Origin of the sequence: Porphyromonas sp. (assembly GCF_030529325.1) — a bacterium.
In the GTDB taxonomy this organism is placed as follows: Bacteria; Bacteroidota; Bacteroidia; order Bacteroidales; family Porphyromonadaceae; genus Porphyromonas_A.
Window position 1 is genome coordinate 1 of the sequence record NZ_JAUMXC010000059.1, and the last position, 11014, is coordinate 11014.

General features: G+C 47.4%; 9 protein-coding genes and 1 pseudogene. 2 read left to right on the forward strand and 8 right to left on the reverse strand.

Annotated elements, in window-relative coordinates; all coding sequences use genetic code 11:
- Positions 1-227 precede the first annotated feature (227 nt).
- From Q4A14_RS07990 to Q4A14_RS08005, 4 genes are all read right to left on the reverse strand, one after another.
- On the reverse strand, positions 228-1406 hold the full coding sequence (locus tag Q4A14_RS07990; protein ID WP_303171271.1) for a TolC family protein: 1179 nt from the start codon (positions 1404-1406) through the stop codon (positions 228-230).
- Entirely contained in the window at positions 1406-4516 is a 3111-nt protein-coding gene (locus Q4A14_RS07995) for an efflux RND transporter permease subunit (RefSeq protein ID WP_303171273.1), read from the reverse strand. The genes Q4A14_RS07990 and Q4A14_RS07995 overlap by 1 nt, the downstream gene beginning before the upstream one ends.
- Before the next feature lie 18 nt (positions 4517-4534).
- The gene (locus Q4A14_RS08000) at positions 4535-5755 is read right to left on the reverse strand and encodes an efflux RND transporter periplasmic adaptor subunit (protein WP_303171275.1); all 1221 of its coding nucleotides are present in this window, start codon (positions 5753-5755) and stop codon (positions 4535-4537) included.
- Positions 5756-5880: 125 nt separating this feature from the next.
- Entirely contained in the window at positions 5881-6312 is a 432-nt protein-coding gene (locus tag Q4A14_RS08005; protein ID WP_303171277.1) for a DUF6769 family protein, read from the reverse strand.
- Positions 6313-6427: 115 nt separating this feature from the next.
- On the opposite strand from Q4A14_RS08005, the gene Q4A14_RS08010 reads away from it, so the two are divergent.
- Complete coding sequence (locus Q4A14_RS08010) at positions 6428-6607, forward strand: hypothetical protein (protein WP_303171279.1); 180 nt, start codon at positions 6428-6430, stop codon at positions 6605-6607.
- Between the two features lie 326 nt (positions 6608-6933).
- On the opposite strand, the gene Q4A14_RS08015 is transcribed toward Q4A14_RS08010, so the two are convergent.
- Both Q4A14_RS08015 and Q4A14_RS08020 read right to left on the reverse strand, forming a co-directional pair.
- Complete coding sequence (locus tag Q4A14_RS08015) at positions 6934-7428, reverse strand: 3'-5' exonuclease (protein WP_303171281.1); 495 nt, start codon at positions 7426-7428, stop codon at positions 6934-6936.
- Positions 7421-7951 carry an O-acetyl-ADP-ribose deacetylase gene (locus Q4A14_RS08020; protein ID WP_303171283.1) on the reverse strand — a complete coding sequence of 177 codons (531 nt, stop codon included), beginning with the start codon at positions 7949-7951 and terminating at the stop codon, positions 7421-7423. Before Q4A14_RS08020 ends, Q4A14_RS08015 begins: the two co-directional genes overlap by 8 nt.
- 229 nt (positions 7952-8180) lie before the next feature.
- Between Q4A14_RS08020 and Q4A14_RS08025 the strand changes: the two genes are divergently transcribed.
- Positions 8181-8891, forward strand: coding sequence for a DUF6808 domain-containing protein (locus Q4A14_RS08025; RefSeq protein ID WP_303171284.1), 711 nt, complete (start codon positions 8181-8183; stop codon positions 8889-8891).
- Between the two features lie 212 nt (positions 8892-9103).
- On the opposite strand, the gene Q4A14_RS08030 is transcribed toward Q4A14_RS08025, so the two are convergent.
- Both Q4A14_RS08030 and Q4A14_RS08035 read right to left on the reverse strand, forming a co-directional pair.
- Positions 9104-10285: an OmpA family protein gene (locus tag Q4A14_RS08030; protein WP_303171285.1), complete on the reverse strand. Its 1182-nt coding sequence runs from the start codon at positions 10283-10285 to the stop codon at positions 9104-9106.
- Between the two features lie 43 nt (positions 10286-10328).
- A pseudogene (locus tag Q4A14_RS08035) lies at positions 10329-11014 on the reverse strand (hypothetical protein); the annotation flags it as partial.

The following is an 11014-nucleotide window of genomic DNA, read 5'->3' on the forward strand; positions in this document are numbered from 1 at the left end:
TTACCTCAAAGTTAAGGACTAATGGGGCTTACACACTTTTTTAGGACAGTATCATCTAACTTGAAACATCAAGTTAGACAACCTTTTTCAGGCCTGTAGAGGGCTTTGAGGATCAGAGACTTCTTGGATCTTTCGCAGACGGGTCCTAAAAAGGAGTAGGGCGGAGTGAGCTCCGATGTCCATGAATTCTTATAAGTGCCTCAGCCCAAGGTCGTATTATCCCTGCCTCACAAGTCTGTTGCCAATAGTTCGGCGAGGGTCTTTTGGAAGTTGCGCTCAGCTTCCATGGCGCGATCGACAGTATCGTAATACAGCCCTAACTCCAGGAGATAGTCGAGAAGCGATATTTCCCCCGCATCGAGAGCTTTTTTGAGTAGGTGTTCACTATTCGCTTCAGAGAGTATCCGGCTATAGTTGTCAACGACATTTTTCAGTCCTGCTGCCTGCTCATAGAGGGTGCGGAGCCGAGTCTGAAACATCCTTTGGGCATCTTCTTCCTTACTTTGTGCAGCTTTGACCGCAGCTTTGGCTTGGCGGACACGATTGGTGTTTTCCCATAATGGGATAGATACACTCACCGACAGACCTTGGAAACGCTCTTGAGCAACTTTCTCGCTTGCATAGCCCGCCGAAAAAGTCGGCAGACCGAGCGCCTTGTTGATCGCAACCTGTCTTTTGCTTATCTCTATCTCTTGACGGACTTCGGACATGAGGGGGCTTTTGCTCTCAGCCTGACCGTACCATGTATCGAAGTCTAAGGGCAGGTTTTGATCGAAGTATTCCGAAGTCTCAAGAATGACCGGATGCCCTCCATTGAGTTGTCGGAGCTGTGTGAGCAGAGCTTGGTTCTCGGTCTCCAAAAGGGTCATCCGGTTACGGATATTCGTGAGACTGAGAAGAGCCTTGTTGTACTCTATGATATTGGCATCCCCCTTGTCCATACGGGTCTTGTATGCCGAGGCGATGAGTTCGGCATGCTGGAGGCGTCGGGCATATTCATTCCTCTGCACATTGTTGTATATCAGGTCTATACAGCACTGTTTGGCCTCGAGAAGGATGGTAAGCCTGCCGGATCTGTATCGGTAGTCTATCAGGGTGTTTTTCCCCTTTGCCAGGCGGCTCTTCATCCCCGTGATCGTAGGAATGTCAAAGGATTGTGATACGCTTAGTTCGGTGCGATGACCTATGTCCTTGGGATGTCCCCATTGGTAGCCTAATTCGACCTCGGGATTGGCAAGGAAAATTCCCGTCTTATTGTCTAATTTTTGAGCTTCCGACTCATGTCTGAGAGCTTGGAGCGCAGTGTTGTTGCGTTCTATCTCTCGGAGTATCGCATCGATCGGATTTTGTGCAAAGGTGGAGGAGCTTACCAGTAGGGTAAGTATGGTGATTATGAATGTTCTCATCAGATTTTCAGGGTTTGAGCATTGGTTTCTTTCGTTTCGGATTTGTTGGTCAAGAGGTACATGATGGGGATGATAAATCCATTGAGGAATGTAGAAGTCAACAGCCCTCCCAATATGACCTTAGCCATGGGGCTCTGGATCTCATTGCCGGGCAAGCTGCCTCCGAGGGCAAGCGGGATGAGTGCAAGCCCCGAGGTGAGTGCGGTCATGAGGATAGGGTTGAGACGGTCGAGAGAGCCGTGGAGTACGCTTTCACGCAAGGACAGTCCTTCGTGCCTGAGGTCATTGTAGCGTGAGATGAGCAACATCCCGTTGCGGGTGGCGATACCGAAAAGGGAGATAAAGCCGATGATGCCGGGGATGCTCAATACCCCTCCCGTGACAAGGATGGCAAAGACTCCTCCGATGAGCGCCAAAGGTAGATTGAGGATGATGACCACGGACTGAATGACACTCTTGAATTGGCTGAATATCAGTAGGAAGATGACAAGTATAGAAGCCAAGGAGGTGATCAGCAACGTGCGTGATGCTGCTTGCTCGCTCTCGAACAGGCCTCCGTACTCGATATGGTACCCTTCGGGGAGGGAGACTTTTTCGCCGACGGTCTTCTGTATATCTTCGACAACACCCCTGAGATCTCTGTCGGCAACATTGGCCGAGATGACGATCTTTCGCATGACATTCTCACGATTGATCGTATTGGGTCCTGTCGATGAGGTGAGTGTGGCGATGTTGCCGAGGGGGATCTTACGGCCATTGGCATCGATGATGAGGTTTGCGATCCTTTCGGCTGTCGCCCGACTTTCGTCCCCGACTTTCAAAGTAAGGTCAAAGGATTGGTTCCCTTCATAGATCTGAGAGACCACTTCTCCGGCAAGCAGTACTCGGATGATTTCGGCAAAGGCAGGCATGGTGATACCATACTTCGCAAGGAGTTCACGCTTGGGCTCTATCTTGAGTTGTGGGCGGTCGATCTGCTGTTCGACATTGAGATCGGCTATCCCCTCTATCCCTTGGATGGTATTTTTGATCTGATGACCGATGGCATACATGTTGTGTAAATCGGTTCCGAAGAGCTTGATGGCTATATTGGCTCTCGTACCCGAAAGCATGGCATCTATACGGTGAGAGATCGGCTGTCCTATCTCCACATTGACACCGGGGAGGAGGCTCAGTCGTTCGCGTATATGGGCTGTCAGTTCTTCCTTGGAGCGTTTGTCGAGGACAAAAGGGACTTCGATTTCGGAAACATTGACACCGAGGGCATGCTCGTCGAGTTCTGCTCGCCCGGTCTTTCGTCCTACTGTCTGTATTTCAGGTATTTCAAGGAGAAGGGTTTCCGCCATACGGCCGATCTTGTCTGACTCTTCGAGAGAAATCCCCGGCAAAGTGCTTACATTGATCGTGAACGAACCTTCATTGAAGGAAGGGAGAAAACTACGACCGAGAGAAAAGAACGCTATCACTGCCGCAACAAGCATGATACCTGTCGCTCCGAGCACCCATTTCTTGTGCTTTATTGAGTAGTCAAGAGCGTTGGAATAAATGCCTTTGAGCTTTCGGACAATAAATGGTTCATCGCCTCTCTTGTCGCTTTGGGGCTTTGTGAGCAGGTAGCTGCATAGGACGGGGGTGAGTGTCAGAGCAACAAGGGTGGATGCCATGAGTGCCACTATGAAGGCAACTCCGAGAGGGGCGAGCATGCGCCCTTCCATGCCTGAGAGGAAGAACAGGGGCACGAAGCCGGCAATGATGATGAGCGTTGAGTTGAGGATAGGCATACGCACTTCCACGGATGCATCGAAGATGACCGATAGGACGGACTTTTGTTCGCTTGCCGGCTTTTGTCTATTTTCTCTCAAGCGTTTGAATACATTCTCCACATCCACGATGGCATCATCGACGAGCGAACCTATGGCAATAGCCATACCTCCGAGACTCATTGTATTGATCGTCAGACCCATCAGTTTCAGTGCAAGGATCGAACAGAGTAATGACAAAGGGATCGTGATGAGAGATATCGCTGTCGTGCGGACATTCATCAGGAATATAAACAGTACAATGACGACAAAGATTCCACCCTCGTAGAGAGCCTTCTGTACGTTGTTTATCGAACTGTCGATGAAGCGTGCCTGGCGAAAAATATCGGTCGATACCGTCACATCACCGGGGAGAGACTGTCGGAGATCAGACAGAGAGTCTTCGATCTTTTCGGTGAGATCCAAAGTGCTTGAAGCAGGTTGCTTTGTCACTGTTACAAGGACTGCCGGTTTCGCATCGTTGGACGCTATGCCGAGCTTGGGAGCTTTATTGCCGACACGTACATCCGCAATGTCTTCGAGGAGTACGGGTATATCTTCCAATGTCTTTATCACGGCCTTACCCAGTTCGTCCACTTTGTTTGTCGAAATCATCCCACGGATGATGTACTCGTTGCCATATTCGTAAAGCACACCGCCCGCAGCATTTTGGTTCATGCCCTGTACCACAGGTATCACTTCATCCAGACCTATCGAGTAGTGTTTCATCTTTTCGGGATTGAGGAGTATCTGATATTCTTTTATCTCTCCGCCTATGACCGTTACCTGAGCCACACCACCTATGGAGAGTAGGCGAGGGCGTACGGTCCAGTCTGCAATCGTCCTCAGATCTTGTAGAGAAGTTGTGTCTGATGTAAGCCCGATGATCATCAGTTCTCCAAGGATCGAAGACTGAGGGCCGAGCGTGGGGTTACCTACATTCGATGGCAAGGCTTCCTTGATGACAGACAGTTTTTCCGATACTATCTGTCGAGCGAGATAGATGTCTGTCCCCCAGTCAAACTCCACCCACACTATCGAAAAACCTGTGGTCGACGAAGATCTCACACGACGCACATCAGTAGCCCCATTGAGAGCCGTCTCTACCGGAAAGGTTACAAGTCTTTCGACCTCCTCGGGAGCCATCCCTGTGGCTTCGGTCATCACTACCACTGTCGGAGCATTGATATCGGGGAAGACATCCACCTCCATGTTGGTAGCGGTATAAGTTCCTGCTATCATCAACAGCACTGCAGCTCCCAAGACGAGCAACCTATTGTTGAGTGAAAATTGTATGATCTTGTTCAGCATAACGTTCAACTCCTAACATCAATGACTATGCCCATGTCCTTCGGGGATGACCGAAGCCATCGCTGCCAGTCTGATCTGATATACTCCCTTCGTCACTACGTTATCTCCTTCGGATAGCCCCGACAGTACCTGCACCCTTGCTCCATCACTTTGTCCGAGAGTGACTTCTTGTTTCTTGTAGTGTTCGTTGTCATGCTTGAGGTAAACGAAGTGGATCCCTTGCTCCTCTGTCACTGCCGATACAGGCACCGACAACACATTCTCTTGCGTCCCGCAGAGGAGAAAAACTTCGGTATATGCGCCTGCGATGATGTCTCCTATGTTGTCAAACTCAAATGTCACAGGGATGAAAAATGACTTATCCCGCGGTGTCTTTCCGTGCGACAAGAGTTTTCCATTCAATTCCGAAAGATTGTACACCACATCATCGTACGAAGGCTTGAAGTTGGCACCTCTTATGCTTTTCAGTGCCTTGTAGTGCTTTTCCGACACTTCCGCCCTCAGTTGCAGACGTTTGTTCTGAGAGACCGTTGCTATCGCTTGTCCCACAGATACATACTCTCCTTGAGATACGAGCTTGTTCTTTATAAATCCTGCTATAGGGGAGGAGACGCATACACCCGCCGAAGTAACATGAGAAGCCTGTGCCTCGTAGGCAGTCTTTGCTGTCTCATAGCGAAGTTTTGCCTGTTCGAAATCCTTTGCGGATATGATCTTATCCTTGATCAGACTTTCTGCTCTTTGGTACTCCTTCAAGCTCGTTTCATACTCTATTTTTGCTTTTTTTGCAGGGTCCCCTTCCAACAGCTTTTTCGCTGATATCGACACTATTGCCTGCCCTGCACGTACGGCAGTCCCCTCTGTGATCGATGGCGACACAAAGGATACTATACCGTTGGATGTTGCGACGATGACAGCTTCATCTCCCTGAGCCGGTTGTATCTGTCCGCTTGTCTTTATGACATGGGAGAAAGGCTGAGGGGTGACCTCTTCTGTGGTCAGGCCTACCATTTCAGCCTGCTCTTCGGTGAAGACTATGGCATCATCATATTCCTCCGCCTCTTTGGCGGTATGCCCACACTCCTCGCCCTCTGCATGGTCGTGCTTGTGATCCGTGTCGTGAGACTGCTCCGAGTGAGGGTGAGTATGCTGTGCTTCTGAATGCATGTACTGCTTACCTTGACAGCTTGAGAGAGCTATCGCACAGATGAGCAATAGGTTGTATGTATATATTTTCATTATATGTTTGTGTGTTAGGAATTTGGGAATAAACTACGACAGCCTTGCACCGATCAACATTCTTGTTGATGGTACACGGAAAATATTGATACACAGAGCTCTCAGATAGAGGTCACTGCATCATACTAACACACGACGGGAGGTGCGCGCAAGCCTCTGAGTGGGCTTACGTCAGCAGATTTGTAGTGGATGGGGAGATCCCCCGGATCTCTATGCCGACTGATATCGTCCTGCCTGAAGTTGAGCAGATCAGCAACGATAAAATATAGAGGGACGTAAAATGCGTGGTTGTTGCAAATATCTCCGGAAGAGTCCGCCCTGTACTTGGACTGAGAAGTCATGGAAATCGTAAATCCATCCTTGATCATGCATGACTGGCCATTCTCGTTCTCCTTCTCACTATGGTGATTGTGTCCTCCGCAGCAATCGTCATCCAGATCACAACTCTTTATCTCTATGCAAGGCAATGCCCCATGATGGTGATGAGGGAGCACAGAAAGCACCAACAGCGCAAGCACTGCTGCCATGACAAAGGATATATGGACTATACGTTTCACGCTTTTCTTCAACTTAGTGAGACAAAGATAAGGTATTTTTATGTGCAACAGGGTTGCAAAATTGCAAAGTAGACAAGATTTTGCTAAAATTGTAATACATAAATCTGATAATCAAATGAAAAAAGTAGTCGAAGCCTTTATGTATGCCCTTGTGACCGTCATGATCGGTGGAGGTATCTTATATCTGTGGAATGGATATGTATCGCCACGACTTCTCCTTGCGGTTTTTATCATAATCTTTGTGACCTATATCTTGTGGGTTCTTTTCCGTCCCAAAGCCAATAAGAGAAAGTGAGGTGAGCTTCATGATAGTAGGGGGGAACATCTGTCGTGTCCTCTCGTTCTACATCCGGTAGACGCATCCGATAAAAGACCTTTTCGGAAGGTCTGAAAAAGGTTGCCTACCTTGATCAATCAAGTTGTCTATCTTGATTGATCAAGGTAGGCACATTGTTTTTGAAGGATGGCTACCTTTTTTGACGAATCTTGAAAGGTGTTGATAATCAGAAAGGTCGGTCTTCCCTTCAGTCTATTGCTTTTTTGCCCCGTCAAGTTGGTTATCTCTCGGCTTTGGAGAGCCTTTTTCAGGGCATACTATTATGTGTTGGAGTCCCCCTTTTATCAGAGGAGTTGGAGCGCAATCATCGCACATGCCTCGGCATCCGCCAATGCATGATGGTGCTGCGTAAGGTCATACCCGAAGTGGAACGAAACCGTATGCAGTTGGTGATTGGGAAGTTTGTCACCAAGTATTCGCCGGGCTGCACGGCAGGTGCAGTGAAACTCGTAGTCGGGGTAGTCCATCCGATAGACACGAAAGACGGCTTTCAGACAACTTTCATCGAAAGAACTGTTATGAGCCACCAGAGGTAACCCTTCGATCTTTGGGGCGATCATCCTCCACACCTCTTGGAAGTTTGGTGCATTGCAAGTGCTCTCTTGAGTGAGGCCATGCACCCTTGTGTTCCAATACGCATAGTATCCGGGTTCGGGGTGGATGAGACTATAAAACTTATCAACGATCTTTCCCTCATTGACGATCACGACTCCGACCGAGCATACACTACTCCTCTGAGCATTGGCGGTCTCAAAATCTATCGCGGCAAAATTATTCATCCTTCCCGGTTTCCAGTAGCGTCTTGTATATGTATGCATCCTCTTCGAGGAAGCAACACAGTATTACCTCTCCGTTATAAGATCCACTTTCAATATGGCCGAAGATTGTCTTCAGGGCAATCTGTGCGGCCAATTCTTTTGGAAATCGATAGACTCCCGTACTGACACATGGAAAGGCAATGCTCTTCAGTTGATTTGTCTCAGCTATCCGCAACGCTGTGTCATAACAGGATGCCAACAGCTCCGGCTCTCCCTCGGTACCACCATGCCACACAGGGCCGACGGTATGGATCACTTTTTTGCAAGGCAGTTCATAGGCGTCGGTCATTTTGCTTTGTCCTGTCTCACAGCCGTTTAGATTTCTGCATTCCTCCAGCAAACCTTTGCCCGCAGCTCGGTGTATGGCTCCATCCACTCCACCACCTCCCAGCAGTGAGCAGTTGGCGGCATTTACTATGGCATCCACCTGCAACTTGGTGATGTCCCCGATCACCACTTTCAATCGTTCTTCTCTCTGCTTCATAAGGCAATCGTTTTTGTCCGACAATAATCGTGAGAATACCCACGGTATTGTAATTAAGGATGTTACAAATGTAGCATTTTAATCTGTCATATTTATTTTGCAAGCTCCTATGTCGGATGAGTGGTGAGGGGACAATTTTAAAATTAATACGATTATATTTTTTTATTCTATCATAAATGTCTACCTTGCATGTAGTTAATCTACTGTTCAATATGAAAATCAAAAGGCTATGAAAAAGAACATTATTTTAGTATTGCTTGTGCTGGCGTTTGTCCTTTCAAACGCAGGGATGTTCATATGGAATCGGAATATCAGAGACAAGCAACGTTTAGCTGAGCGTAATGTCTTAGCAGCTTTGGATACCATCCATGTCCTCAAGGATAAGAACGGAAAACTTTATGCTGAAAATGCCTCTTATCTGGCCGGCATCAAGGAGTTGGAAAAGATGAATGAGGAAATGCATGAAAACATAAATTCCCTCCAAAAAAACATAAAGAGGCATCTTGCTACCCAAGCCTATCTTCGTATGAAGACAAGGGATACCATCATTCAAAAGAATGTTATATCATATACATTGGATAGCTTGGTCAACATCCGTTTCTCCGATGAAGTCATAGATGCCAATAGTTTTGTGAGGATACATCAGGACAGTGTTTACTTGAAACAATTTGTCTATAAGGTGGATGCTCCTCTTGATGTCTACTTTACCAAGGATTATGAGATCATTGCACAAAGTAAAAATGACAACATAACCTTCACGAAACTCAACAGCTTCGTGGATCCTATGGTTATCAAACACCGTAAGCCCAGACGTTGGGGGCTGGGCATCCAAGCCGGTATTGGGGCTACATCGATGTATGACTCTTCAAATAAAAATCTTTCATTTGGTGTCGGGCCTTATGTCGGTATAGGTATCAGTTATCAACTTTTGCAATGGTAGCATAAGTCCGTGATAGTAGCCGGAAAATTATCTTTCGGGTTCTGCTAAATAAAAAAAGAGGTGCATCACTTGGTGGTGCACCTCTTTTGGTGGTAATACTTGTCGGAGTAACATGAGATCGATGTAATTTGTCTCTCACTCAGATAAAAAAACAAAGTGTATCGGGATAGTAGTACCGATACACCTTGTTTTTTATTTGTTTCTATTGGAGGTTAATAGCCTCTCTTAGGTAGTTTGTTCCAGTAAGGCATGCGCACGATGAGTTCGATGGTTACCTTGCGGTCACCTTCTCTCACTTCGTGGGTGTCAGATGCCGGAATGGCTGCAATGCGCTTGCCTGCGCCACGACTCTTGAGCATATCTTTAAATACCCCTCTACCTTCCAAGGCTTGCACGATGGCTTCGGCTCTACGAGCCGACAACCTTTCGTTGTATGCCACAGATCCTCGGGCATCGGTGTGACCGGTGATGAGGAATCTGCTCTCGGGCATACCCTTAAGGATCTTTGCGATCTCGTCCAAAAGCGGCTCCGACTCAGGAGTGATCTCATAACGGTCAAACTCGAACGTAATATTGGAGAAGAGTTTGTACAACGGATCGCAATCCTTTTCGACATACTTGATGATTTCCTTTTCGACAGGAACGGTCTCTCGTACCACACGCTCGCGGTAGACAATCCGTGGTGCAGCTTCTTTTGTACTGCCGAATCGTATCATGACTCTCGCGATCACCTGTGGGAAGCTGAGACGCTTTGCACCCAAAGAGGTCATGTAGTCACCTTGGATGCCGAAGCCTACTCGGTCGTTGAACCAACTATTGACTCCAAAACCTACCGAAGGCAGGAAGAGGTGGCGTTCCATGTTGGCTTCCTTATTGAAAGCGTCGGAGTGTCCCCAACGCAATTCGTCATTGCGGAAGTTGGGCAGACTGCCTTGCTTGGCAAGTCCGAACTCCTTGTACATATAGTTTGCTCCGATGCGGAAGTAAGGCTCTACATATTTCTTCTTGAAAAGAGGGGTGAGGCGGAATTGCAAGCCCAACCCTCCGAGACCGAAAAATCTCTCGGCCTCCTTCCGGTCCGCGACAATCGCGGTCACTCTCCCAAGTGTCGCCTGCAAGTCGGCATAAAGCCAAGGTGTAAGTTCATGAGCCACGTAGAGATTGCCTCCAAACATGACATTGTGCAGACGAAGGGTATAGGCATCACCTTTTTCGGAAGAGTTATAGTTGCTCAAAGTCATCCTGCTTATATTAACGAGATTGCCTCCGAGACCGATCTCCCAAGTTTTCTTCGGGGTATGATCTTTGGGACAGGATTCTGCCTCTTGTCCTTGTGCTATCATCAGAGATGAGGATAGTGCAAGAGATAATAGTATGTATTTAGTTGTTACCATAATTATATTCATTAGGATACGACGGATTGAGGACTCTATAAATTTAGACTCCTATATCTCTTCTCGGGCTCACTACATTGAGGTGATGTTGGTAAGAAGGAATTTTACCTGTTTCTTCCGCCCAGATATGGACGGTTATCGAGTAATATCTCTGTTTTATGAAAATTGTGCATTTTCCGTCATTGTCTACCTCCACGGTATTTACTGTCAACTGCTCATTACCACCATCCCCAGAGTAGTAATCTACACCTGAACATTGGTAATAGACTTTTGCTTTGGGCGTTGTCTCAACTACAATTTTTGTCCAGTCATAATCTTGGTCCGGATACACAGAGGGGTCCTTTGGACCATATAGCTTTCTGGGGATATCCTCAAATGAGAGAATTTTTAGAGGCGTCTTCTCAAGAGGTGTTGCAGAACCACTTCTATCCCGACCATCTTTTCCTTTAAGATATTCCCAAAAGTGGTTCAGTTCTACCTTGTCGTGAGGCCATTGTCGCCCTTCCTTATCAAGAATCTTGTTGGCTTGAACCTCTTCAACCCAAAGTTGAAATGCGGACTTACCTACACCAGGCTCTCCTTTTTCTCCTGCTGCCTTAACAGTAGTCTTTTGGCCATTGATGTACCAAAATCCATCTGTTCCAATCGTAACTCTGTCGCCTTGGGCACCTGTATCACCTTTTTCTCCGCTTTCTCCCTTGGCTCCGGCGTCACCCTTGTCACCTTTTT

Bases quoted from the DNA above. Each gene is read 5' to 3' on its own strand.
- Q4A14_RS07990 (WP_303171271.1), bottom strand. From the start codon at position 1,406: ATGAGAACATTCATAATCACCATACTTACCCTACTGGTAAGCTCCTCC.
- Q4A14_RS08025 (WP_303171284.1), top strand. From the start codon at position 8,181: ATGAAAAAGAACATTATTTTAGTATTGCTTGTGCTGGCGTTTGTCCTT.
- Q4A14_RS07995 (WP_303171273.1), bottom strand. From the start codon at position 4,516: ATGCTGAACAAGATCATACAATTTTCACTCAACAATAGGTTGCTCGTC.
- Q4A14_RS08010 (WP_303171279.1), top strand. From the start codon at position 6,428: ATGAAAAAAGTAGTCGAAGCCTTTATGTATGCCCTTGTGACCGTCATG.
- Q4A14_RS08020 (WP_303171283.1), bottom strand. From the start codon at position 7,951: ATGAAGCAGAGAGAAGAACGATTGAAAGTGGTGATCGGGGACATCACC.
- Q4A14_RS08030 (WP_303171285.1), bottom strand. From the start codon at position 10,285: ATGGTAACAACTAAATACATACTATTATCTCTTGCACTATCCTCATCT.
- Q4A14_RS08000 (WP_303171275.1), bottom strand. From the start codon at position 5,755: ATGAAAATATATACATACAACCTATTGCTCATCTGTGCGATAGCTCTC.
- Q4A14_RS08015 (WP_303171281.1), bottom strand. From the start codon at position 7,428: ATGAATAATTTTGCCGCGATAGATTTTGAGACCGCCAATGCTCAGAGG.